The sequence below is a fragment of the Vreelandella nanhaiensis genome (genome assembly GCF_003990185.1).
In the GTDB taxonomy this organism is placed as follows: domain Bacteria; phylum Pseudomonadota; class Gammaproteobacteria; order Pseudomonadales; family Halomonadaceae; genus Vreelandella; species Vreelandella nanhaiensis.
The window spans coordinates 1-23,197 of record NZ_RZHF01000004.1 but is presented as its reverse complement, the minus strand read 5'-3'; the positions used below and the strand labels follow the sequence as shown (position 1 = coordinate 23,197).

Genomic DNA, 23,197 nt, shown 5'->3' with positions numbered 1-23,197 from the left:
TTGATTCAAGATGCAGTTTGAGTCGGCGCTACCAAAAGCGCCGCTCTGGCGCCTATCTCCACGCTGGCATTGGGAAACACCACGTGTAAAGGAGTATCACCCACAATGAAATCCCCCGCCACGCTATCACAGGCCAAGCGGGTGCCCGGTTCAAATCGGCTGAAGTTGGGCGTATGGGTATCAAAACAGAGCGTAAAATCCTCGGCTTGGCGCATCAGTTCATGCTGCACCCGGAAAAACGTCATGTTACTCGGGGATTGCCGTGGCGGTATTTTACCTTCACTCAGCGTGGTTAGCAGCGCCTGCATGGGAGCAAGGGCCGTCATATTGTTTTGGCCGAAAGGCGCCACACGGCCTAGCTCAAACGTAAATGCCTGGGCTTGATGGTAGTGCCTGCTGTAGTGTGAAAACGTCCAGCTTGTCTGATGCTGATGAAGTACCGCCTGCATATCGGCAGCCGCCAACCACTGCCATTGCTCAGGCGTGGTGGCCGTGCTGGAAAAAGGCTCGACTACAAAGCGTGGGTAAAGACTGCCCCGAATAGCGGTATGCAAATCGTAGTGCAGTTTGGGTAGCGCCTCATGTGTGGCAAAAAATTGATCCACGGCGGCCATCAGCTCCCGGGCGCGATCAGGCTCTGCGCCGCTGTCTGCCAGGTCACGTTTAAAAAGACGGTTAAGGTTGGTATCGATAAAGCGCTTCTGAGCGCGCAAGGCGGGAATATTGCCAAGTATCACCAGGACTGGGGCGCCAAGCTTGATGGTGCCTGCTTCCAAAGCGCTGAGCCAGCTGCCCAGCAGCTCAACTGGTGCGGTTTCATTGCCGTGAATGGCCGCTGAAAAAACGCAGCTGTGCGCATTGGGCGTTAAGGTATCAGGCACAAGCTCCATCACCCCTGGGGCGTGAAGCTGATAACTGCCACTGGCAAATTGGCCACGTTGCTGTGCGGGCGGTTGTCCATCAAGCATCCAGTCGAACCAGTGCTCCAGCATGTGCGGCCTCTTGTTATTAGTTAAATATCTACGTGTCATGTTTAACATGCCCATAGGGCTAGGCAAGCGTTGACGTCGTGGTTATGAAAAAGGCGGGTGTCTGGGTGTAAGGCCAGACACTGAAACGCCCGCATAAGTACGGGCGTTTGAAAGAGTAGTACCTATGAATCAGTGGAAATGTTACCCGGCACGCAAGCGCTGCATCTCTTCTTGATAGTCATCGGCAAACGAAGTTTTCTGCGCGTTTTCCAGACCGCGCCCGGCCAGTTGGAAGACTTCCTGCTCTTCTTCATCCAGGTGGTGAGTCACCAGGTGCTGTAGTTGCTTGGCGTAGGTCAGCCAGCTTGAAGCGCTGTACTCGGTGCTATCCAACTGTTCGAGCAGCTCATCTATTTCATGATGTTCGGCAACGCTATGACGGGCCTTGTCCTGGGTCAGGTCCAGCTCCATCAGCGGGATATAAAACGTTCTTTCTTCGGCCGCCGCGTGATGTTGCAGCTCGTGTTTTACCTGCTTGTAGAGCGTATCGCGCTCTTCGCTGTCGCCATGGGTTTCGATCAAGCGGGCCAGTAGGTCACGTTGAAGGTCATGGTCTTTGCGCAGAGCATCAAAAATGGTCATTTTATGAGTTCCTTCTCATTTACAACAAAATCAATTGTTAAAAACTAGTCGTAGCTTTCTATCTGCGCAAGGAAAGGGCCTTCGAAAGAATCGGAAGGAGTGGATGAAAACCTTCGCTTTTATAAGCTTCACGCTAGGCTATGGTGTAGTTATTCCCGTAGGGAATGCCGTTAAAGCCTCTAGAACACAGTTTGAAGGAGTAAACAATGTCGAAGGTATTGGTACTTTACTATTCCATGTATGGCCATGTTGACACCCTGGCTAAGGCCGTTGCTGAAGGCGCGAAGAGGGTAGATGGCGTGGAGGTAGCTGTTAAGCGAGTGCCTGAAACCATGCCTCAGGATGCTTTTAAAAGTGCAGGTGGCAAGCAGGATTACGATACGCCGGAAGCCACTCCTCAAGAGCTTGCCGATTACGACGCGATTATTTTTGGCACGCCCACCCGTTTTGGCAATATGTCAGGCCAGATGCGTACTTTCCTGGATCAGACGGGCGGATTATGGGCAAGCGGCGCACTGCGCGGAAAAGTAGCTAGCGTGTTTACCTCAACGGGTACGGGCGGTGGCGAAGAGATGACGGTCACATCTACCTGGACGACGCTTGCCCACCACGGCATGGTGATCGTGCCTATCGGCTACGGCATTGAAGAGCAGTTCGATATTTCAGAGGTGAGCGGTGGCAACCCTTACGGCGCTGCAACGATTGCCGGTGGCGACGGCTCCCGCCAGCCCAGCGAACGCGAGTTGAAACTCGCCCGTTTTCAGGGCGAGCATGTCGCAAAAATTGCGGCGAAGTTAGCTGGGTAATCGCTAAACTTTAATAGCTTGTAAAGCGAAAGCCTCACTAGCTAAATCTAGTGAGGCTCTATTATAGCCTGTACGCGAGCATCGTCGGTCCAAACCCAATGTAGAGCTGTAGGGCCGGAGATATCGTCAATATCTACGCTCCGCGAGTCGCTGTGTAAACGGTGTAGACAGATTGACTGGCCGTCATGAACAGGCGATTGCGATCCTTGCCGACGAAGCACACGTTGGAGCAAACCTCAGGCAGTAGTACACGCCCTAAAAGATCTCCTTCCGGCGAGAATACCACTACGCCGTCGATGCCTTCGCCACCGTTGGCACTCGACCAAATATTGCCGTCCATATCGCAGGCCATGCCGTCGAAAATCGTGTCTTCACTGGTGACAATCACTTGCCGGTCGCTAACGCTTCGCCCATCCTCGCTAAGCGACCAGCGAATGATCCGGGCCGGCTCTTCAAAGTGGGTTGGAGCGCTATCGCTGGCGTAGAACCCGCGACCATCGGGGGCCAGCACGATTCCATTGGGTTTATGGATGTCCTCGGTGAGCTTGATCGGCTCATCAAGGCTATCATCGACGTAATAGATCGCTGTTTCGAGCTCCAAGGCGCGCTTTTTACCCTCGTAGTCGAAATGAGCGCCATATCCTGGGTCGGTGAAGATCACACCACCGGAAGGCAGTGCCACTAAATCGTTAGGCGCGTTCAGTGGTTTACCCTGATAGCGCTCAGCCAGCACCGTGGTAGCGCCATCCCATTCGTAGCGTAATACGCGTGACGGGTGGTGTTCGCAAGACACGAGTCGTCCTTGGTGATCGAACGTATTGCCGTTGGAGTACCCAACATTGTGTCTTAAAACACTGACCTGATCGGTCGCTTCGTCCCAGCGCATTTGCAGGGCCCGAGGGATATCACTGAATACAACGTAGCGTCCCACGGCATTCCATGCCGGCCCTTCTGTCCATAGCCCCCCGCTCCAGTGGCGTTCCAGGGGGCTATTGAAAATCATGTAATCATTGAATCGTGGATCTTCGACTTTCCAGGCCTCAATAGGGTAGCGATCAGGAACAGCGCCCTGTGAAGTTTGAAAAGCAAAGAGTGAAGGTGACGTACCGACAGCGGCTAAGCCAGCCGTTGCCGAGAGGAACTGACGACGTCCAAGTTTCATGGGATTGTCCTAGCTTTTGTTATTAGCGCTATTGGAGAAGCGAATCCGAAACTGTCTTAAATACTGTCTCAAACAAAAGGTAGAACATAAGCTGCTATAAGTCATGCATACGGCTGCCCGACATATTTCATTCGGGCAGCTGGTTATCATGACAAATAAACGTTATTGGGCAATGGCGTCAGCAATCGCTTCGCCCAGCGTTTTGGTGGTGCCCTTCCCGCCAATATCACCGGTGAGTACGTTCTGATCACCTTCGGAGAGCACGTTTTCAATCGCCGCCACCATCGCATCACTGGCTTCTTTATAGCCAAGGTGTTCAAGCATCATGGCGCCAGACCAGATCTGGCCAATCGGGTTGGCGATACCCTTGCCTGCGATATCCGGGGCGCTGCCGTGTACTGGTTCGAACAGGCTGGGGAACTTGCCTTCGGGGTTGATGTTAGCTGAAGGCGCAATACCGATGGTGCCGGTACACGCCGGGCCCAGGTCGGAAAGAATATCGCCAAACAGGTTGCTGCCGACTACCACGTCGAACCAGTCCGGGTGCAGGACAAAATTGGCGGTCAGGATATCGATATGGAATTTATCGACGTTGATTTCCGGATACTGTTTGGCCATTTCCAGCACGCGCTCATCCCAGTAGGGCATGGTGATGGAGATACCGTTGGATTTGGTCGCCGAGGTGAGCTTTTTACGTGGGCGAGTTTGCGCTAGGTCAAACGCGTACTTCAGCACCCGGTCAACGCCTGTGCGGCTCATCACGGTTTCCTGAATGACAATTTCGCGCTCGGTACCTTCGAACATCTTGCCGCCGATGCTTGAGTATTCACCTTCGGTATTTTCGCGTACCACGTAAAAGTCGATATCGCCCGGCTCGCGACCGGCAAGGGGGCTTTTGATACCGGGCATCAGTTTACAGGGGCGCAGGTTGATGTACTGGTCGAACTGGCGACGAAACTGCAGCAGCGACCCCCAGAGCGAAATATGGTCAGGCACCTTGTCAGGCCAGCCCACTGCGCCGTAGAACAGCGCATCGAAATCCTTAAGCTGTTCAAACCAGTCGTCCGGCATCATCTTGCCGTGCTCCAGGTAGTAATCGCAGTTGCCGAACTCAAAGGTGGTGAACTCAAGGGCAATATCAAAACGCTTGGCAGCGGCTTCGAGGGCGCGCAGGCCTTCGGGCATCACTTCAGTACCAATACCGTCGCCGGCAATGACTGCAATACGGTGGGCCATGTGAACTCCTGACTTCTTGTTGAGAGGATAACGACAAGCTAAGTGTAGTGGCTATGGCAATGAAAATAATCAGGTTACCATGCAAGCTATTGTTGCCTGAAAGTAGAGAATCTATGTCGGCGTTAGATGATCTGGCGTTTTTTCAACAGCTGGCCCGAGCCGGCAGCTTAACCGCGACGGCCCGCGAGCTGGGGCTTTCGCTGTCAGCGGTAAGCAAGCGGTTAAAACAGTTGGAAGCACGTCTGGGGGTGGAGCTTGCAGCGCGCACGACGCGGCGGCTAACGCTCACGATGGAGGGCGAGCGCTATCTGGCTCGTGGGGCGCTGATTCTGGATGAGCTGGGAGAGCTTGAAAATTCACTGGGTGATAACCAGCGCCATGCGCTGGGCGGGCGGCTGCGGGTAAACGCAACTTTTGGCTTTGGCAGACGGCATATTGCTCCGCTGCTATCCACGTTTTGCTCGGCTCACAAGAAGGTTGACGGTTGGTTGGAGCTGACCAATTTTCCGCTTAACCTGAGCGATCACGGCTTTGATATAGGCATTCGTATTGGCGAGCCGCCGGACTCGCGTCTGATCGCCCGGCCTATTCTCGCCAATCGACGCGTGCTGTGTGCTGCACCTGGCTATATTGCCCGGATGCCGCCATTGGCTACCCCGGCGGATCTGGGAAGGCAGGCGTGTCTGGTGATCCGGGAGAACGACACGGATTTTCCGCTTTGGCGTTTTGAGCGCTGCGGCAAGCCCGGTGATGTTCAGTCGGTAAAGGTCGGCGGGCGGCTGGCGAGTAATGATGGAGAAGTGATTACCCGCTTGGCTTTGGATGGGCACGGTATCATGCTGCGCTCTTGGTGGGATGCAAGCGAGCATCTAGCCAGCGGTGCGCTTCGCCCGTTAATGCCCGGCTGGCAGGGCGTGCGGGCTGATTTCTACGCTGTTTTTGAACAGCGTAGACATGTGCCCACCCGGCTTCGCGCGTTTATTGATTACCTGGAGCGGGAGATTGCCGGGCGGGTGCCACCGTTACCCGAGGCTGACGCATTTAATGATCCGGGCAGGCGTTCCCATGCTCCACAGTAATCAGTTCGTCGGTTGGAAAATCCAGCTCGGCGGCGCGCTGGCGCAGGGCGGTTTCAGTATCGTTATCCAGCTCAGGCGTGCGCGATAAAATCCACAGGTAGTCGCGATCAGGGCCGGATACCAGCGCCCACTGATAGTCATCATCCAGCTCAAGGATGTTGTAGCCGCTGTAGAAGGGGCCAAAAAAACTGACCTTCAAGCGGCCTACGTTTTCTTCATCAATAAAGTAGGCGCGACCTTCGGCTTCCTCCCAGGCCTGCTTTTCCAGGTTGTAGCCACGGTTGATAACGCGTACGCCACCGTCATCGCGCAGGCTATAGGTCGCCGTAACGCAATCAAGACCCTCTTCAAATGAGTGGTTCAACCGGGCAATCTCGTACCATTGGCCCAGATAGCGTTCAAGCTCAAAGCCTGTGACCGGTTCGGTACCGTCGGGGATGCCGGTACAGCCGGTAAGAATAAGCAAGCTGGTGATGCTGCTTCCAAGCAGATGTTTCATTATATGCCTTCCCTGCGAGCAGCCGCTGTTAAGGCGGCTGTGTCATAAAGTCGTTACAACTGGCATACCCCAAAACATTATGGGCGGGTAAACGATGTAGGGATATATCTCACCCAAGCCATATTTGCATAGTGCGTGCCAGCCATGAAGAAAACTAATCGCAATGACGGGTATCTTAGCCCTGCGATTAGGCTATGGTGAAGTGAACCTGACAAGAAGGGCGCGCTTTGACGTGCTCCTGACGCGGTAAAAGACAAAGGAGTGTTTTATGTGGCATCAGCAGGAAATTCATCTACCGGAATTGGCACGCGGCTTTCATCTTATTACTGATGAGGTGGTGCATGCGCTGCCGTGTTTGTCCGAGTGCAGTGTGGGGATGTTGCATCTGCAGTTAATGCACACCTCGGCATCGTTAACGCTTAATGAAAATACCGACCCAGATGTTCGTCATGACCTGGACACCTTTATGCGCAGGCTGGTACCCGACGGGCTTGATTACTTTCGCCATACTCTTGAAGGGCCGGATGATATGCCAGCCCATGTTGTGGCAAGTTTTTTGGGGACTCAATTAACGTTAGCCGTGCGCGATGGGCGTATAGCGCTCGGCACGTGGCAAGGCATTTGGCTGGGCGAACACCGCGACCAAGGCGGGTCGCGGCGTATATTGACTACCTTGAATGGCTGCGAGGCACTAGATCTTTAAGAAGCTATTAGGCTTTTTAGCTCGCGGCTATGCTTTTTTATTTATTCCGAAGTGATCTTAGTTGAATAGCTGGCGCTAAATAAGAGTTAGCGTCTATTTCAAGCGTTTTACGAATAAATACGCCAATTTTCTTGCCATTTTGGTGCAGGCGTGAAGAATGAAGCGCTTTCGATAAGTTAAAAAGGGCGTGTGGTATGGATTTTTCGATTCCTCAGCTGTTGACCGCGTTCGTCGATCGCGGCAACGGTCTGTTATGGGGCAGTGTGCTGATCTATCTGCTGATCGGTGCAGGCCTTTACTTCACGATACGAACGGGCGGCATCCAAGTACGTTATTTTGGCCACATGTTCAAGCTGCTGCGAACCTCTCGTGATGCCGGTGAAGGTATATCCTCTTTTCAGGCGCTCTCCACGAGCCTTGCCGCACGCGTAGGTACCGGCAACTTGGCGGGTGTAGCGGTTGCGATCTATTTTGGCGGCCCAGGTGCGATTTTCTGGATGTGGATGACCGCGATGGTCGGTATGGCGACAAGCTTTATCGAATCCACCCTGGCACAGGCCTATAAAACGGATCACGGTGATAACACCTTCCGTGGCGGCCCCGCCCGTTACATCGAGCGCGGACTAGGTTTGCGCTGGCTAGCGGTGTTGTTTTCCATCTGTTTGATTGTGGCGTTTGGATTGGCGTTCAACAGTGTGCAGGCCAACTCCATCGCCCAGGCCATGGAGCAGGCATTTGCCGTTCCCACCTGGGCCATGGGGTTAGTCTTGGTCGCGGTAGTGACACCCATCATTTTTGGTGGTTTGAAGTCCATCGCCAAGGTGGCTGAGCTGATTGTGCCGCTGATGGCGCTGCTTTACCTGGTGCTGGCGCTGGTTGTGGTTGCGCTTAATATCAGTGACTTTCCGGCGGCTATCATGACCATTGTGCGAAGCGCCTTTGGTATTGAACAGGCGGCGGGTGGCGCCGTGGGCTATGCCGTCTCACAGGCCATCATGAACGGCATTCAGCGCGGTCTGTTTTCCAATGAGGCTGGTATGGGCTCGGCGCCCAACGCGGCGGCAACGGCGAGCACGCGCCCGAACCATCCGGCCGCGCAGGGCTTTATCCAGATGCTGGGCGTATTTCTGGATACGCTGGTTATTTGTACGGCAACCGCAGCCATTATTATCATGGCAGGGCCTGAACTTCTGGCCGGTAACGAGAATAACGGCATTCAATTGACCCAAATGGCGCTATCCAGCCATGTGGGCGATTGGGGCGCTATGTTCGTGGCTATCGCCATTTTGCTCTTCGCGTTTACCTCGGTGATTGCCAACTACTCCTATGGCGAGTCCAATATCGAGTACCTGGCCGGTCGTCGCGCACCGGTAGCCGTCTTCATCTATCGTCTGGCGGTGCTGGCGATGATCATGGTCGGCTCGGTGGCAAGCCTGGGTGCGATCTGGAATTTTGCGGATCTCTCCATGGGCATGATGGCTATCATCAACCTGGTGGCAATTCTGTTGCTTTCGCCCACGGCCTTCTCCCTGTTCCGGGATTATGAAGCGCAGCTAAAGGCGGGCAAAGAGCCCACTTTCGACCCCAGCCAGTTCCCCAAACTGGCTAATAAGGTCGACCCCAAAGCATGGCCTAAAAAGTAGTAACGCCAGCCAGTTAACAACCCCGCCGCGTGCGGGGTTTTTTATGGGGCATAACGATTCGATTTTATCGAATATAACACGCAGATCATTGCGCTTTTGATTAATCAAAACCACCGTAAAATAGTCCCCATTCTCTTAATTATTATGTGTCTGGAGTATTTTCATGTCGACTCGCGCCCTATTGGTAACCTCTTCCGTACTTGGTGAAAACGGTCAATCTATCGCCCTGGCCAACCACTTTGAAAGCCGAGCGGCTGCCCGTGACAGCGTAACTGTTACTAAACGCGATGTGGTCGCCAATGCGCTTCCTCACTTAGATATCGCCGAGTTGGGTGCCTGGCAGACACCGGCTGATAAGCGCAGCGACGAGCAAAAAGCGCTGGCCGCTCAATCTGATAACCTGCTGGAAGAATTGCGGGCGAGCGATGTGCTGGTGATTGCGGTGCCGATGTACAACCTGGGTATCCCTTCGCAACTTAAAGCCTGGTTTGATCGCGTACTACGTGCCGGAGAAACCTTCCGCTACACGGAAAATGGCCCGAAGGGGTTGATCGAAGGCAAGCGGGCGATCATCCTGGCTGCACGTGGCGGCATGTATGCGGGTACGGAAATGGATAGTCAAACGCCGCACCTGAAGAGCATGCTAGGCTTGATGGGCATTACCGATGTTGAAGTGGTGTACGCAGAAGGTTTAAACATGGGCGAGGCACAGCGTGATGCGGCGCTAAAAGAGGCTTTCCAGGCAATCGATCAACTGGTTGAAGCACTGTAAGCCCGCTAGCCTGAGGTAATCACGGCCCGCCTGAAATAATGATGGAGAGTCAGTCATGGCACGCCCCGAGCTCTTGGAGCAGATCTATACCATCGTCGATCAGATTCCAGCGGGGCGAGTCACCACGTATGGGCGTATCGCCGCCATGACCGAAGGGGCCACTCCGCGCATGGTAGGTTCTGCCATGCGCCACTTGCCCGATGGTCATGAGCTGCCCTGGCATCGGGTAATTGCTGCCTCTCTTAAACTCGCCGATCATGGTGGCGCTGCCCGTCAGCACCAAAAGTTGCGTGATGAAGGCGTTGCATTTGACGCAAAAGGTCGTGTACCCGCCCATCTGGTCTGGCCCGATTGAAGAAGTCAGTGACTAAAACAAAAACGCCGCCCAAAAGGGCGGCGTTTTTGCATGGGTAGAAGTGGCTTTTCTTTTTTACCTCATACCTCACTCATCCCGATTAGAGCCGGACTTCAGCGACCAGTCGCGCCAGCGTAAGTCAAATAGATCCTTGCGGCGGTCCTTCAGGTTCGTCACCGAGCCCTCAGCGCGCACCACGGTCAGGCGGGTCAGGTCCAGATCCGAGAAGAAGATCATCTCGGTATTGGGCGTGGTTTCCGCCAGCACCGCATCATGGGGGAAGGCGAAGTCAGAAGGGGTAAAGACCGCCGACTGAGCGTACTGGATATCCAGGTTTTCAATCGAAGGCAGGTTGCCCACGCTACCGCATAGCACCACATAGCATTCGTTCTCGATGGCACGCGCTTGACCGCAGTGTCGAACCCGCAAGTAGCCGTTCTTGGTGTCGGTCCAGAAAGGCACGAACAGGATATCCATGTCCTGGTCGGCCAGCAGGCGACCGAGCTCCGGAAACTCCACGTCATAGCAGATCAGAATGCCCACACGGCCTGCATCGGTATCGAATACCTGTAGGCTATCGCCGCCTTCAATCACCCAGTCGCGGCGCTCTTGGGGAGTGATATGCAGCTTGGCTTGCTTGTCCACATCGCCGTCGCGGTGGAAGAGATAGGAGACGTTGTAGAGCCGGTCGTCCTCGCCTACCTCAATCATCGAACCACCGACAATATTGATGTTGTAGGAAACCGCCATACGCGAAAGCTCGGCTTTAAAACGTTCGGTAAAGCTTGCCAGAAAGCGGATGGCACCCATCTGGTCCTGCTGGGCGGCGCGGTCCTGCAAGCCCATCAGCGGGGTGGTAAAAAGCTCCGGGAAGACGGCAAAGTCGCTCTGGTAATCCGAAAGCGCATCGACAAAGTACTCAATCTGCTGGAGCGCGGCTTCGACTGAGGCAAATTCGCGCATCTGCCACTGAACGGCGCCCACGCGCACCTGGGTAGGGCGCGTATCCAGCACGTTCTCGGCTGGCTCAAAAAGGATATTGTTCCACTCAAGAAGTGTAGCGTAGCCCTTGGACTGCTCGTCTTCGGGCAGGTATTTGCGCAGCAGGCGCTTTACCTGAAAGTCGTTGGCCAGCTGGAACGACAGAATCGGATCGTAAATCTCCTTGCGGGAGACCTTGTCGATGTACTGAGCGGGGGTCAGTTCTTCGGCGTGCTGGTAGTACTCAGGGATTCGACCGCCGGCCAGGATGGCGCGGAGGTTATGCGAGCGGCACAGCTCCTTGCGCGCTTCGTAAAGGCGCCGCCCCAGGCGGTAGCCGCGGTAGTCCGGGTGGATCAGCACATCCAGCCCGTACATTGCGTCGCCTTCCTGGTTATTGAGGATGGTTTCACGGTGACCAATCAGGTCGTCATACTTGTGCGGGTTGGAGAACTCGTCGTAATCCACCTGCACCGTCAGCGCTACGCCAACCAGGTTGCCGTCATCTTCAATGGCAATCTGGCCGTCGGGAAATTCCTGAATCAGCTTGTCGATCGTGTGCCTGGGCCAGGCACCGCCGATATCGTGATAGACAGCGTCCATCAATGCCTTGAGCTGATCGTAATCATCGCTCGTCAGGTTGCGCAGATTCAGATGCAGTTCTTCTAGCGACATATCAGGGGGTTCCAGAATAAAAAAGAAAACAGCTTAGTACAGGATGGCTAGGCGCTGCCTGGCTTATTTGCCGCTACTCTTCGCACCAGCGGGCGGGTCAGGGTCTGCGCCATGACCACGCCTGCCAGAATCAGAAGTCCACCGGTAAAGTGAAAGCCTGCCACCTGCTCGCCAAGCATCGCCATGGCAATCAACGCGCTGAACAGTGGCATCAGATTGATAAAAATGCTCGCCTGGTTGGCGCCAATCTGGCGGACGGCGCGCATCCACAAGTAGGTGGTAATAACGGAGGCAGGAATGCCCGCATACACAATCAGCCCGATATTCTGGCTATCCACCGGGGTCATGGGACCCATCAAGTAAGGGGGCAGCAGGAACAGCACCGCAAAACATACCTGGGCATAGAGCATCACCCAGGGCGGTAAGTTCATTTTCCAGCGTTTGAGCATGACGCCGTAAAGCGCGTAGCAGCTTGCAGCCACCACCATCAGCGCATCGCCACGGGCAACCTCAAGGTTAAGCAGCGAGAGGGGATTGCCACGGCCAAGTAGCACAGTCACGCCAATAAAGGCCAGCACACCACCCATAACACCGCCAAGCGTGGGTGGCTCACGCAGAATAAGCGCACTCAGCAGCACAGTGAGAAGCGGTACCATGGCAGCCAAAATTCCCATATTGGTGGCCGTGGTGGTTTCCGCCGCCACATAGGCAAGCCCTTGCCATAACCCCATGCCCAAAAGCCCTAGCGCGGCCAGCTTGTACCAGTTGCGGCCTATTTCATCGCGATAGCGAATGGCGGCAGGTAGCACAAAAGGCGTCATGACCATAAGCGCCAGTAGCCAACGTAAAAAGGCGATACTGCTGGGCGCAATGGCACCCACCGTTAACTGGTTGATGGTCATGTTGCCCGACCAAATCAGCACGGTGGCAAGCGGGGGTAAAAAGTAAATCAGGGGCATCGCAGTTTTCCTTGTCGTTAGCTGGGTAATGTTACGTGCTTTACCGCCTGGAGCAAGCCCTGGGGCTGTACGTGGTGCCAAGGATGTCATACGCTTGTTTGAATAATGCCAAGGAGAACCGTGATGACCCGTGCGCCTGCCTACCCACATCTTTTTCAGCCGATTACCATTGGTCATTTAACGCTACCCAATCGCGTGCTGATGGGCTCCATGCATACCAACCTGGAAGAGGCGCCCGAAGGCTTTGCCAGGCTGGCAGCGTTTTATGCTGAGCGGGCGCGGGCGGGGGTAAGCTTAATCGTGACCGGAGGTATTGCACCGAACCCGGAAGGCGCGGTATTTCAGGGTGCTCATGCGCTGACCGATGACACACATCTGGCAGAGCACCGCCAGGTGGTGGAAGCGGTACACGCCGAAGGCGGGCATCTGTGCATGCAGATCCTTCACGCCGGGCGCTACGCCTACTCGCCGGATTTGGTGGCCCCCTCTGCCATTCAGGCACCTATCAATCCGTTCACGCCACGTGAGCTAGATAGTGATGAGGTCGAGCAGCAGATTAACGACTATGTGCGCTGCGCGCTTCTGGCGCAAAAGGCCGGCTACGACGGTGTGGAAGTCATGGGATCGGAAGGGTATCTGATCAACCAGTTTATCTGCCGACGCACCAACCAGCGAAGCGATATGTGGGGCGGAAGTTTTGAAAACCGCATGCGTTTTCCCGTGGAGATTGTCAGGCGCATTCGGGCGGCCGTGGGCGAACGTTTTATGGTGATTTTTCGCCTCTCCATGATCGACCTGGTGGAAGAGGGCAGCACCTGGGAAGAGATTGTCACACTTGGCCAAGCCGTGGAAGCGGCGGGCGCGAACCTGATCAATACGGGTGTTGGCTGGCATGAAGCCAGGGTGCCCACCATTGTAACCAGCGTGCCGCGTGCGGCCTTCACCGAGGTGACCCGGCGGGTGAAAGCCGCGCTTTCGATTCCATTGGTGACCACCAACCGAATCAATATGCCCAGTGTGGCCGAAGCGGTGCTGGCCGAAGGCCATGCCGATATGGTGTCCATGGCCCGGCCGTTTCTGGCTGATCCTGCCTGGGTCAGCAAGACCAAGGCGGGGCTGGCAGATGAGATCAATACCTGTATTGCCTGCAACCAGGCCTGCCTGGATCATACCTTTGCCGGCAAACTGACCTCATGCTTGGTGAATCCCCGCGCCTGCCATGAAACCGAGCTTGTTATTGAACCTGCTGCTGCGCCCAAGCGCGTGGCGATCGTGGGTGGTGGGCCAGCTGGCCTTGCCACCGCGGTTACTGCTGCCAGCCGCGGGCATAGCGTGGTGCTGTTCGAGAAGCGTGCGCAGCTTGGCGGGCAGTTTAACTATGCGCGTAAGATTCCTGGCAAGGAGGAGTTTAACGAAACCCTACGCTACTACCGCGTCATGCTCGAAAAGCATGCCGTCGAGGTGCGCTTGAACACCTCCGCCACGCCGGAAGTGTTGGCTGAGTTTGACGATGTCGTACTGGCAAGCGGGGTGCGTCCGCGCACGCTTTCGTTACCCGGGGCCGATCATGAAAGCGTGATCAGCTACGCCGAAGCAATTGAAAACCCTGCCCAGGTGGGGCGCCGAGTAGCCGTGATTGGCGCAGGCGGCATCGGTTTTGATGTCTCGGAGCTGCTCGCCCATCAAGAGCATACGGCGTTAGATATCGACACTTGGTGCGATGAATGGGGGGTGGATCTTGCGGTTAGCGAGCGGGGCGGCTTGAAAGCACCCGTGGCCCCACCTGTCTCTCGCGAGATTGTGATGCTTCAGCGTAAAACGTCCAAGGCGGGCAAGTATTTGGGCAAAACCACGGGGTGGGTACACCGCGCGTCGCTGAAAGCGCGAGGCGTTGAAACCCTGACCGGCTGTGAATACCTGAAAATCGATGATAAGGGGCTACATATCCGCCGCGACGGCCAAGAGCAGGTGCTTGATGTGGATACTATCGTGGTGTGCGCGGGCCAGGAATCGGTGCGTGATTTGATCGCGCCACTTGAAACTGCCGGTAAGGCTGTACACATCATTGGCGGCGCCGATGAGGCCGCGGAACTGGATGCCAAGCGGGCTATCGACCAAGGTACGCGTCTGGCCGCGGCGCTTTGAAGTCGTTGAGAGTAGCAGGTAACGCTTATCCGCAAATGGCGATAGACTGACAGGCCCATCACCTTATTAAGCATAAAGTGGTGCTTAAGGCGCGAGTGGCACCCAGCTTGCGCTGTAACATTGTCAGTGAAAAACAGTGTCAGTGAAAAACAACGTCAGGGAAAAGGATAATCGTCATGACTTCGGAGTGTACACCCCGTTTTTTAGCCAGCGATAACACCTCCGGTATCTGCCCAGAGGCCATGGAATACTTGCTGGAAGCAAACCAGGCCGATGATTTGGCGTATGGCAATGACCGCTGGACCGAGCGTGCCGCGAACCGCTTTCGTGAAATGTTCGACTACAATTGCGACGTGTTTTTTGTTTTCAACGGTACGGCCGCCAACTCACTGGCGCTTTCGGCGATGGGGCGCAGCTACCACAGCGTGATTTGCCATGAGCTTGCACATATTGAAACTGACGAATGTGGCGGCCCTGAGTTCTTTTCCAATGGAGCCAAATTGCTGACCTCGCCGGGGGCTAACGGCAAGCTTACTCCTGAAGGCATTGAGGCGTTGGTTACCCGACGCAGCGATATTCACTACCCCAAGCCCAAGGTGGTTTCGCTGACCCAGGCCACTGAAGTGGGCACTGTGTATACCCGTGAGGAGCTGCTGGCAATTCGTGCCATTGCTGATAAGCATGATTTGCGCCTGCATATGGACGGCGCACGCTTTGCCAACGCCTGTGCAAGTCTGAATGCCACGCCTGCCGAGCTGACCTGGCAGGTAGGTGTTGATGCGCTGTGCTTTTCGGGGACCAAGAACGGCCTGGCGATGGGCGAAGCTATCCTGTTCTTTAACCGCGACCTGGCGGAAGACTTTTCCTATCGCTGTAAGCAGGCGGGCCAGCTAGCCTCCAAGATGCGCTATATCTCAGCGCCTTGGCTTGGATTGCTGGAAAGCGGTGCCTGGCTAACCAACGCCCAGCATGCCAATGCCATGGCCAGCTATCTATCCGAGGGGCTGCAAGCGTTGCCAGGGGTGTCGCTCATGTTCCCCACCCAGGCCAACAGCGTCTTCGTTGAATTGCCAGCGCATACGATTAACGCGCTGAAAGCCAAAGGATGGACGTTCTACACCTTTATTGGCGCAGGTGGTGCGCGCTTTGTGTGTGCCTGGAACACGACCGTTGAATTGCTCGACCTGTTGATTGCCGACATCAAGGTCGCGCTTGAAAACAGTCGTTGATGCGTGAAGCCCGCACGGGCCTTTCGCTTTAATCTTTATCACGCCGCTGCCTCCCAGCGGCGTTTTTTTGATGCATGTTTATTCAAGCGTTAAACGCTATTTAGCTATTGAGTTTTGTGTAAAAAATTATATTTATCAATATCTTATATTGTTAATCCTGGCTCGCGCTAGTGCCCCGCCAAGGCTGGTATACGCTTGCGTTGAAGTTTTCGTCATCACATTTTGCTAATGCTGGCTACGCTAATAGAGCGACACCTCGATTGGCACACCACAATAACAATACTTGTCTTGGTGGTGACTGCCTGGGGATAGCCATAGGAGATTTCCATGAGCATCTTTGATCACGTTCAAGACCGTTTCGCCCGCGTTCAGCAAGAAGACATGAGCCTTGAAGAGTATCTGGCGCTTTGTCGTCGTGACCCCAAGGTCTATGCCAGCGCTGCCGAGCGTATGCTGGAAGCCATCGGCGAACCCAATGTTATCGATACGGCAAAGGATCCGCGCTTGTCGCGTATCTTTTCCAACAAGGTGATACGCCGTTATCCGGCGTTTGCCGAATTTCATGGCATGGAGGAAGCCATCGAACAGATCGTGGCTTACTTCCGCCATGCCGCTCAAGGCCTTGAAGAGCGTAAGCAGATTCTCTATCTGCTCGGGCCTGTCGGTGGCGGCAAGTCATCGCTTGCTGAACGTTTAAAATTACTGATGGAGCGTATCCCTTTTTATGCCATCAAGGGGTCGCCGGTTTATGAGTCGCCGCTTGGGCTGTTTTCACCCGAAGAGGATGGCGAACTTCTAGAAAAAGAGTACGGCATTGCCCAGCGGTATATTAAAAATGTGATGTCGCCTTGGGCGGCCAAGCGCTTGAAGGAGTATGGCGGTGATATCTCTAAGTTTCGCGTGGTGCGGCTCTATCCTTCCCGCCTTAATCAGATCGCGATTTCCAAGACCGAGCCCGGAGATGAGAATAATCAGGATATCTCTTCGCTGGTGGGCAAGGTGGATATCCGCCAGCTGGAGCTCTACTCCCAGGATGACCCGGATGCCTACAGCTTCTCAGGCGGGCTGTGCCGCGCCAACCAGGGGCTGATGGAATTTGTGGAGATGTTCAAAGCGCCCATCAAGGTGCTGCACCCACTGTTGACCGCTACTCAGGAGGGGAACTACAACCCCACAGAAGGCATGGGAGCTATCCCGTTTGATGGCATTATTTTAGCCCACTCCAATGAATCCGAGTGGCAGGCATTTCGCAATAACCGCAACAATGAGGCGTTTCTCGACCGAGTATATATCGTCAAGGTGCCGTACTGCCTGCGTGTTTCAGAAGAGATCAAGATCTACCAGAAGCTTCTGGAGGACTCCTCGCTCAACGCCGCTCCCTGCGCGCCGGATACGCTGCGCATGTTGGCTCAGTTTTCAGTGCTCTCGCGCCTGAAAGTACCGGAGAACTCCAGCATCTATTCCAAGATGCGCGTGTATGACGGCGAGAACCTGAAAGATACCGACCCGCGTGCTAAATCGATCCAGGAGTACCGTGACGCCGCTGGGGTGGATGAAGGTATGCAGGGGCTCTCCACGCGCTTTGCGTTCAAGATTCTCTCCAAGGTATTCAACTTTGACAGCCATGAGGTGGCCGCCAACCCCGTGCACCTGCTGTACGTGCTTGAGCAGGCCCTGGAGCGCGAGCAACTGCCCTCTGAAGTATTTGATCGTTACCTGGGCTTTATCAAAGAGTTTTTGGCGCCGCGCTACGTGGCGTTTATCGGCAAGGAGATTCAAACCGCCTACCTCGAATCCTACAGCGAATACGGCCAGAATATCTTCGACCGGTATGTCACCTATGCAGATTTCTGGATTCAGGATCAGGAGTACCGCGACCCGGAAACCGGCGAGCTTCTAAATCGGCAATCGCTTAACGAGGAGCTTGAGAAAATTGAGAAACCTGCCGGTATCTCCAACCCGAAAGACTTCCGCCATGAAGTGGTGAACTTTGTACTGCGTGCCCGGGCCCAGAACAACGGCATGAACCCCAGCTGGCAGTCCTATGAAAAACTGAAAGGCGTCATCGAGCACAAAATGTTTGCCAATACGGAAGAGCTTTTACCGGTAATTTCGTTTAACGCCAAAGCCTCGAAGTCGGATCAGAAAAAGCACGAGGACTTTGTGGCCCGAATGGTGGAACGCGGCTATACCGAGAAGCAGGTACGGCTACTTTCAGAGTGGTATTTGCGCGTACGCAAGTCGCAATAGTAACGCCTACCTTCCGGGTTTAAGGAGGTCGCATGACCTACTTTATAGATCGAAGACCGAACGCCAAGCACAAGAGCGCGGTTAACCGGCAGCGCTTTCTGGAGCGCTACCGCAAGCATATCAAGCGCTCGGTGGAAGAGGCAGTGAACCGCCGCTCCATTACCGATATGGAGCGCGGCGAAAAAATCTCTATTCCGACCAAGGATATTTCTGAGCCGGTGTTCCAACATGGCCCAGGCGGGGCACGTAGTATTGTCTCGCCGGGCAATAAGGAATTTCTAGAAGGTGACAGAATTCGCCGGCCCAGCGGCCAGGGAGGCGGAGGTGGCGCAGGCGAGGGTGGCGCTTCCAATCAAGGGGAGGGCAACGATGAGTTTGCGTTTACGCTAACCCGCGAAGAGTTTCTGGAATTCGTGTTTGACGGTCTGGAGCTTCCCCATCTGCAGCGCAAGCCGCTCAAGTCAATGGAGGAGATAAAGATGGTGCGTGCGGGCTTGTCTCGCGATGGGGTACCTGCGCGCATCAGTATTACCCGCTCCATGCGTGAAGCTTATGCCCGCCGGATTGCCATGCGCGCGCCGATCAAGCGCGCTTTGCAAGCGGCTCAACAGGCGCTGGAAGACGAAGAACGTAAGGATTCGGTGCTGCGCAATCCTACACGAATCGTTGAGCTGAAGGCGGAAATCGAGCGCCTTGAAAAACGGATCGAAGCGGTGCCCTTCATCGATACCTACGATTTGCGCTACCACCAACTCAGTGCTCAGCCGCAGCCTTCAAGTCAGGCCGTCATGTTTTGCGTAATGGACGTTTCCGGATCAATGACGCAGAACCACAAGGATATCGCCAAGCGCTTCTTTCTCTTGTTGTATCTGTTTCTGGAAAAGCATTACGAGAAAGTGGAACTGGTGTTTGTACGCCATCATACCGCGGCACGCGAGGTGAGTGAGGAGGAGTTTTTCTACTCTCGGGAAACCGGGGGAACGATTGTTTCAAGTGCGTTAAAGCTGGTGAATAGCATTATTCAAGCTCGCTACCCACCTGAGAAATGGAACCTGTATGTTGCCCAGGCTTCGGATGGGGATAACTGGGATGACGATTCCAACACCTGCCGCGACCTGTTGGTGAAGCAGCTTATGCCACAGCTTCAATATTACGCCTATGTGGAAATTACCCCTCACGATCATCAGTCATTGTGGCACGAGTATGAAAGCGTGGCGGGCCACTTTCCTGAACATTTTGCCATGCGTCAGATAGTTGAAGCCAGTGAGATCTACGCTGTTTTCCGTGAACTGTTTAAGCGCCGCTTGAGTCAAGCAGATTAAGTGCGTGAACCATGTGTTGAGGAGTGCGCCATGAATGCGTCGCAAAAGCCCATTGCCACTGGCTCTGACTGGAACTTCAATGTACTTGAACGCTTTAATGACAAGCTGGCAGCGCTTGCCGATGAGTATCGCCTGGATACCTATCCCAACCAGATTGAAGTGATCACCACCGAGCAGATGATGGATGCCTATGCCAGTGTCGGCATGCCGGTAGGCTATCATCACTGGTCGTTTGGCAAGCAGTTTCTTGCTGTCGAGCAGGCCTATAAGCGCGGCCAGATGGGCTTGGCTTACGAGCTTGTGATCAACTCCAATCCCTGCATCGCCTATCTAATGGAGGAGAATACCCTGATGATGCAGGTGTTGGTAATGGCTCACGCCTGCTATGGCCATAACTCGTTCTTCAAGGGCAACTACCTGTTTCGTACCTGGACCGATGCCGATTCGATCGTCGATTATCTGGTGTTTGCGCGGCAGTACATTGCTCAGTGCGAAGAGCGCCACGGTGTGCATGCGGTCGAGCAGCTTCTGGATGCCTGCCATGCGCTGCAAAATTATGGCGTTGACCGCTACAAGCGCCCTTCGCCCATTTCCGCCGAGGAAGAGGCCAAGCGTCAGGATGAACGTGAGGCGTACCTGCAAACCCAGGTCAATATGCTGTGGCGGACGATTCCTGAGCCACCCCCTGACGCCTCGCCGTTACCCGGCAGTCTGAATAGTGATGAAGACCCGCTGGGCCTGCATGTAGGCGGAGTCTACCCGTCCGAGCCTCAGGAAAACCTGCTCTATTTTATCGAGAAAAACGCTCCTCTGCTGGCACCCTGGCAGCGTGAAATCGTGCGGATTGTGCGTAAGCTGGCGCAATATTTCTATCCGCAGCGTCAAACCCAGGTAATGAACGAGGGCTGGGCCTGCTTTTGGCATTACACATTAATGAACCGGTTGTATGACGAGGGTGATGTCGATGAGGGCTTGATGCTTGAGTTTCTGCAATCTCACGCAGCGGTGATCCATCAACCTGATTTCGACAGTCCTTACTACAACGGTATCAATCCCTATGCGCTAGGATTTGCCATCTTCAGGGATATCCAGCGAATCTGTGAGGAACCTACGGATGAAGATCGTCAGTGGTTTCCGGACATTGCCGGTACGCCGTGGCGCACGACACTTGAGTTTGCCATGCGCAACTTCAAGGACGAATCGTTTATACAGCAATTCCTATCACCCAAGGTAATGCGGGATCTCAAGCTTTTTCTAATTGTGGATGATGATCAGTCAGAAACGCTTGAAGTGGCAGCCATTCATAATGAGCAGGGGTACCGGCGGGTGCGCGATGCGCTTTCCACTCAGTACGCGCTCTCCGTGAAAGAGCCGAACGTGCAGGTGGTGGAGGCAGCGATTCGTGGCGATCGTTCATTGACGCTACACCATGTGCAAGATAGCCGACGCCCGCTCGGGCGCAGCGTTTATCCCGTTATCCGGCATTTGCATGAGCTTTGGGGATTTCCTGTCCGCCTGATATCCATGGATGAAGGGCGCGTTACGCACCGCTATCATTGGCCAGTAGAGGAGGAGCCCAAAGAGAAAAAGTAAAAATCGCACTCTCAATAGATATGCTGGCTTAGCCTTGAGCCACCCAGGATTGGCACCAGCCGCCGGGTGCCACACTGTTCTCGGGAAAAAGCTGGCAGCCCTGGGTGTCTTGGGTATAAAACATGCAGTTATCACAGCGCTCACCTGACTCGAAAGCAGGATGATCGCTGGCGTCGCTGGCTTTCTCGACATAATTTAGCGCCTGCGCGCTGGGAGCGGATGGGTCAAGACGCGGAAGCGACTGCGCAAAGGCCGTTTTGGATAAAATCCCCAGGCCCAAGGGCAGGGCGGCTAAACCCAGTGCGCTGCTACGTAAAAAATGCCGACGGCTTTGATTTACCATGATTTCTCCTTAAGATCGCTTACCTGTTTGTGCCACGGTGACCGGATGGTAGACCACCTTTTACTATTTACCGGATGCTTATTTGCATTTTTTTGAGCCGCCAACGACAACTGTCAGAGCATCTAAGACAGCTAATGACGTCAAACTATCCCTTCATGCTATCCATCCATACCACTCTTCGCCCGATACTCTTTATATAAAGTCATGCTAGCGTGTATTGGCGCAGTGTATGACCAAAAAGGCCAAGATACAGTGCTTGGTCATGTGCAGCGCAAGCTGCGGATTAAATCAGGCCTGTTATACTCCAGTCTCTTTTCCGTATCACTTACATTTTAGTGAGGGCGCCATGCAAAACGCAGTTATCTTGATCAATACCGAAAAAGGCCAAGTTAAAGCGGTGGCCGAGCGTTTAGCGGATGTGGAAGGCATTAGCGAAGTGTATTCCACCTGTGGGCGTTACGACCTGGTAGCCATTGCGCGTACCCGGGATTTTGAAAGCCTTGCTGAGCTTGTCACCGAGCGTCTTAATGCGGTGGAGGGCATCAGTGATACGGAAACGCTTAATGCCATGCAGGTACATTCACGTCATGATCTTGAAACCATGTTTTCACTTGGCTGGTAACTTTGGAATAGGCACCAGCCATGGCAATGGCTGCGCGTTATAAGCAAGAGATAAAAAATTAAAGAGTAGGGAGTGGGGAACTTGGGAAGATCGCTTCTGCGCTTGCGTCAGCAAGGGCGACGCTTGGGTATTGCCGTACTGTTTGTAGTAGCTGGTGCCGGATTATGGGAGTTTCAAGAGCGCCAGCATCAAGATGACTACACTTGGATGGGCGTACCTACTTGGGATGGTTTTCATCCTACTACGTTTCACCGTGTATTACGCAACGATGGGTTTCTGGTGGGCTGGTCTGATGTGCGTGTGAATCCGCTTTGGGTGAGCTATCAACTGGAAGCCGTACCTGAAGATACTCGTATCGGCCCAAGACCCAGCTTTCAAGCTGATTGGCGCACCCTGTGGCCGATAAAAGCAGACAGCTATTCACGCAGTGGATACGACCGGGGGCACATGGCGCCTAACTATGCCATTGCCGCAGTTCACGGACGCAGCGCTCAAGTGGATACGTTTTTAATGAGTAACATGACCCCCCAGCGGCCCAATCTGAATCGTCAGCTCTGGCAGCGACTGGAAGAGTCGGTCATGGACCACTTCGTACCGCGCTTTGGCCGCTTGCAGGTCATTACTGGCCCGATTTTCCCTGAGCACTTCATGGATAATGTGTTTAACCGGGTAGGCTTTGTCGAAGTGCCTGAGGCGTTTTATAAAATCATCGTCGCCCCGCATAATGAAGCGCCGCTGGCCCTGGCCTTTATCATGCCACAAGATGTACGCGGCAATGAGCCACTGGAAGACTATCTGGTCACTATCAACGAGATAGAAGAGCGCACCGGGCTCAATTTCTTCCCAAACCTTTCGCCGGAAATTGAAGCCATACTGGAAGGTGAGCTGCGCACTCAGGGGTGGGCATTGGAAGAGGTTTCAAAACGTCCGGGGCGGTTTTAGTAAGGTATGAGTTTTCCGTTGGGAAGTGGTGTAAACCGCTACAGGCTAGCGCTACTTCCCAGCTATCTAAATGTTGACCCATACTGCTAGATCTTTAATTAAATTTAGGGAAAAGTAAGGGGTAGTGCACATGCATGCCGCAAAGTGAGAATGGCGGCTTCTAAACTAGATAAACAGGCAATAAAATAATAACAGGGAGAGTAAAGAAGGTAATGATGCAGACGGGACCATTCAATGGTGCCCAGGAGAGGACTTGAACCTCCACGTC

The 23,197-nt window shown here is 54.3% G+C and carries 21 protein-coding genes; 13 read left to right on the top strand and 8 right to left on the bottom strand.

Going from position 1 to position 23,197, the window contains the following annotated elements; translation table 11 throughout:
* Positions 1–5: 5 nt before the first annotated feature.
* The gene (locus ELY38_RS00485; protein ID WP_127059572.1) at positions 6–992 is read right to left on the bottom strand and encodes a succinylglutamate desuccinylase; all 987 of its coding nucleotides are present in this window, start codon (positions 990–992) and stop codon (positions 6–8) included.
* A gap of 180 nt (positions 993–1,172) precedes the next feature.
* A complete protein-coding gene (locus ELY38_RS00480) occupies positions 1,173–1,613 on the bottom strand; it encodes a hemerythrin domain-containing protein (protein WP_127059571.1) in 441 nt (146 codons plus the stop codon).
* A 206-nt stretch (positions 1,614–1,819) separates the two neighbouring features.
* Between ELY38_RS00480 and wrbA the strand changes: the two genes are divergently transcribed.
* On the top strand, positions 1,820–2,419 hold the full coding sequence (wrbA, locus tag ELY38_RS00475) for an NAD(P)H:quinone oxidoreductase (protein ID WP_127059570.1): 600 nt from the start codon (positions 1,820–1,822) through the stop codon (positions 2,417–2,419).
* 133 nt (positions 2,420–2,552) lie between these two features.
* Here wrbA and ELY38_RS00470 read toward each other — a convergent pair whose 3' ends face one another.
* Together ELY38_RS00470 and ELY38_RS00465 are read right to left on the bottom strand one after the other, a co-directional pair.
* A complete protein-coding gene (locus ELY38_RS00470) occupies positions 2,553–3,581 on the bottom strand; it encodes an SMP-30/gluconolactonase/LRE family protein (protein ID WP_127059569.1) in 1,029 nt (342 codons plus the stop codon).
* A 162-nt stretch (positions 3,582–3,743) separates the two neighbouring features.
* Positions 3,744–4,817, bottom strand: coding sequence for a tartrate dehydrogenase (locus ELY38_RS00465; RefSeq protein WP_127059568.1), 1,074 nt, complete (start codon positions 4,815–4,817; stop codon positions 3,744–3,746).
* Positions 4,818–4,930: 113 nt separating this feature from the next.
* On the opposite strand from ELY38_RS00465, the gene ELY38_RS00460 reads away from it, so the two are divergent.
* Positions 4,931–5,896, top strand: a complete 966-nt coding sequence (locus ELY38_RS00460; RefSeq protein ID WP_127059567.1) for a LysR family transcriptional regulator — start codon at positions 4,931–4,933, stop codon at positions 5,894–5,896.
* On the opposite strand, the gene ELY38_RS00455 is transcribed toward ELY38_RS00460, so the two are convergent.
* Positions 5,859–6,395, bottom strand: coding sequence for a lipocalin family protein (locus tag ELY38_RS00455; RefSeq protein ID WP_127059566.1), 537 nt, complete (start codon positions 6,393–6,395; stop codon positions 5,859–5,861). The two genes, ELY38_RS00460 and ELY38_RS00455, sit on opposite strands and share 38 nt — an antisense overlap.
* A 268-nt stretch (positions 6,396–6,663) precedes the next feature.
* Between ELY38_RS00455 and ELY38_RS00450 the strand changes: the two genes are divergently transcribed.
* The 4 genes from ELY38_RS00450 (at position 6,664) to ELY38_RS00435 (ending at position 9,868) form a co-directional block, all read left to right on the top strand.
* Positions 6,664–7,098, top strand: coding sequence for a secondary thiamine-phosphate synthase enzyme YjbQ (locus ELY38_RS00450; RefSeq protein WP_127059565.1), 435 nt, complete (start codon positions 6,664–6,666; stop codon positions 7,096–7,098).
* Between the two features lie 194 nt (positions 7,099–7,292).
* Positions 7,293–8,741 (top strand): alanine/glycine:cation symporter family protein, encoded by a 1,449-nt coding sequence (locus tag ELY38_RS00445; RefSeq protein WP_127059564.1) that lies wholly within the window; start codon positions 7,293–7,295, stop codon positions 8,739–8,741.
* 163 nt (positions 8,742–8,904) lie between these two features.
* Positions 8,905–9,513 (top strand): FMN-dependent NADH-azoreductase, encoded by a 609-nt coding sequence (locus tag ELY38_RS00440; RefSeq protein ID WP_127059563.1) that lies wholly within the window; start codon positions 8,905–8,907, stop codon positions 9,511–9,513.
* 55 nt (positions 9,514–9,568) lie between these two features.
* Positions 9,569–9,868, top strand: coding sequence for an MGMT family protein (locus tag ELY38_RS00435; RefSeq protein WP_127059562.1), 300 nt, complete (start codon positions 9,569–9,571; stop codon positions 9,866–9,868).
* A gap of 87 nt (positions 9,869–9,955) precedes the next feature.
* Here ELY38_RS00435 and ELY38_RS00430 read toward each other — a convergent pair whose 3' ends face one another.
* Together ELY38_RS00430 and ELY38_RS00425 are read right to left on the bottom strand one after the other, a co-directional pair.
* On the bottom strand, positions 9,956–11,524 hold the full coding sequence (locus ELY38_RS00430; RefSeq protein WP_127059561.1) for a bifunctional GNAT family N-acetyltransferase/carbon-nitrogen hydrolase family protein: 1,569 nt from the start codon (positions 11,522–11,524) through the stop codon (positions 9,956–9,958).
* Between the two features lie 47 nt (positions 11,525–11,571).
* On the bottom strand, positions 11,572–12,483 hold the full coding sequence (locus tag ELY38_RS00425) for a DMT family transporter (RefSeq protein ID WP_127059560.1): 912 nt from the start codon (positions 12,481–12,483) through the stop codon (positions 11,572–11,574).
* Positions 12,484–12,606: 123 nt separating this feature from the next.
* Between ELY38_RS00425 and ELY38_RS00420 the strand changes: the two genes are divergently transcribed.
* From ELY38_RS00420 to ELY38_RS00400, 5 genes are all read left to right on the top strand, one after another.
* Complete coding sequence (locus ELY38_RS00420) at positions 12,607–14,628, top strand: NADPH-dependent 2,4-dienoyl-CoA reductase (protein WP_127059559.1); 2,022 nt, start codon at positions 12,607–12,609, stop codon at positions 14,626–14,628.
* A 176-nt stretch (positions 14,629–14,804) separates the two neighbouring features.
* Positions 14,805–15,857 carry a threonine aldolase family protein gene (locus ELY38_RS00415; protein WP_127059558.1) on the top strand — a complete coding sequence of 351 codons (1,053 nt, stop codon included), beginning with the start codon at positions 14,805–14,807 and terminating at the stop codon, positions 15,855–15,857.
* Positions 15,858–16,184: 327 nt separating this feature from the next.
* On the top strand, positions 16,185–18,107 hold the full coding sequence (locus tag ELY38_RS00410) for a PrkA family serine protein kinase (protein ID WP_127059557.1): 1,923 nt from the start codon (positions 16,185–16,187) through the stop codon (positions 18,105–18,107).
* Positions 18,108–18,139: 32 nt separating this feature from the next.
* Positions 18,140–19,429 carry a YeaH/YhbH family protein gene (locus tag ELY38_RS00405; protein WP_127059556.1) on the top strand — a complete coding sequence of 430 codons (1,290 nt, stop codon included), beginning with the start codon at positions 18,140–18,142 and terminating at the stop codon, positions 19,427–19,429.
* 30 nt (positions 19,430–19,459) lie between these two features.
* The gene (locus tag ELY38_RS00400; RefSeq protein WP_127059555.1) at positions 19,460–21,022 is read left to right on the top strand and encodes a SpoVR family protein; all 1,563 of its coding nucleotides are present in this window, start codon (positions 19,460–19,462) and stop codon (positions 21,020–21,022) included.
* Positions 21,023–21,050: 28 nt separating this feature from the next.
* Here the strand turns inward: ELY38_RS00400 and ELY38_RS00395 are convergent, their stop codons facing one another.
* On the bottom strand, positions 21,051–21,365 hold the full coding sequence (locus ELY38_RS00395) for a high-potential iron-sulfur protein (RefSeq protein WP_127059554.1): 315 nt from the start codon (positions 21,363–21,365) through the stop codon (positions 21,051–21,053).
* 346 nt (positions 21,366–21,711) lie between these two features.
* Between ELY38_RS00395 and ELY38_RS00390 the strand changes: the two genes are divergently transcribed.
* On the top strand, positions 21,712–21,987 hold the full coding sequence (locus ELY38_RS00390) for an Lrp/AsnC family transcriptional regulator (protein WP_044628486.1): 276 nt from the start codon (positions 21,712–21,714) through the stop codon (positions 21,985–21,987).
* Positions 21,988–22,068: 81 nt separating this feature from the next.
* Positions 22,069–22,929 (top strand): DNA/RNA non-specific endonuclease, encoded by an 861-nt coding sequence (locus tag ELY38_RS00385; protein WP_185858896.1) that lies wholly within the window; start codon positions 22,069–22,071, stop codon positions 22,927–22,929.
* Positions 22,930–23,197: the final 268 nt, after the last annotated feature.

Coding starts and splice junctions, on each gene's coding strand:
- ELY38_RS00435 (WP_127059562.1), top strand. CDS start 9,569: ATGGCACGCCCCGAGCTCTTGGAGCAGATCTATACCATCGTCGATCAG.
- ELY38_RS00460 (WP_127059567.1), top strand. CDS start 4,931: ATGTCGGCGTTAGATGATCTGGCGTTTTTTCAACAGCTGGCCCGAGCC.
- ELY38_RS00465 (WP_127059568.1), bottom strand. CDS start 4,817: ATGGCCCACCGTATTGCAGTCATTGCCGGCGACGGTATTGGTACTGAA.
- ELY38_RS00405 (WP_127059556.1), top strand. CDS start 18,140: ATGACCTACTTTATAGATCGAAGACCGAACGCCAAGCACAAGAGCGCG.
- ELY38_RS00420 (WP_127059559.1), top strand. CDS start 12,607: ATGACCCGTGCGCCTGCCTACCCACATCTTTTTCAGCCGATTACCATT.
- ELY38_RS00450 (WP_127059565.1), top strand. CDS start 6,664: ATGTGGCATCAGCAGGAAATTCATCTACCGGAATTGGCACGCGGCTTT.
- ELY38_RS00480 (WP_127059571.1), bottom strand. CDS start 1,613: ATGACCATTTTTGATGCTCTGCGCAAAGACCATGACCTTCAACGTGAC.
- ELY38_RS00455 (WP_127059566.1), bottom strand. CDS start 6,395: ATGAAACATCTGCTTGGAAGCAGCATCACCAGCTTGCTTATTCTTACC.
- wrbA (WP_127059570.1), top strand. CDS start 1,820: ATGTCGAAGGTATTGGTACTTTACTATTCCATGTATGGCCATGTTGAC.
- ELY38_RS00430 (WP_127059561.1), bottom strand. CDS start 11,524: ATGTCGCTAGAAGAACTGCATCTGAATCTGCGCAACCTGACGAGCGAT.
- ELY38_RS00410 (WP_127059557.1), top strand. CDS start 16,185: ATGAGCATCTTTGATCACGTTCAAGACCGTTTCGCCCGCGTTCAGCAA.
- ELY38_RS00400 (WP_127059555.1), top strand. CDS start 19,460: ATGAATGCGTCGCAAAAGCCCATTGCCACTGGCTCTGACTGGAACTTC.
- ELY38_RS00470 (WP_127059569.1), bottom strand. CDS start 3,581: ATGAAACTTGGACGTCGTCAGTTCCTCTCGGCAACGGCTGGCTTAGCC.
- ELY38_RS00395 (WP_127059554.1), bottom strand. CDS start 21,365: ATGGTAAATCAAAGCCGTCGGCATTTTTTACGTAGCAGCGCACTGGGT.
- ELY38_RS00415 (WP_127059558.1), top strand. CDS start 14,805: ATGACTTCGGAGTGTACACCCCGTTTTTTAGCCAGCGATAACACCTCC.
- ELY38_RS00390 (WP_044628486.1), top strand. CDS start 21,712: ATGCAAAACGCAGTTATCTTGATCAATACCGAAAAAGGCCAAGTTAAA.
- ELY38_RS00425 (WP_127059560.1), bottom strand. CDS start 12,483: ATGCCCCTGATTTACTTTTTACCCCCGCTTGCCACCGTGCTGATTTGG.
- ELY38_RS00485 (WP_127059572.1), bottom strand. CDS start 992: ATGCTGGAGCACTGGTTCGACTGGATGCTTGATGGACAACCGCCCGCA.
- ELY38_RS00445 (WP_127059564.1), top strand. CDS start 7,293: ATGGATTTTTCGATTCCTCAGCTGTTGACCGCGTTCGTCGATCGCGGC.
- ELY38_RS00440 (WP_127059563.1), top strand. CDS start 8,905: ATGTCGACTCGCGCCCTATTGGTAACCTCTTCCGTACTTGGTGAAAAC.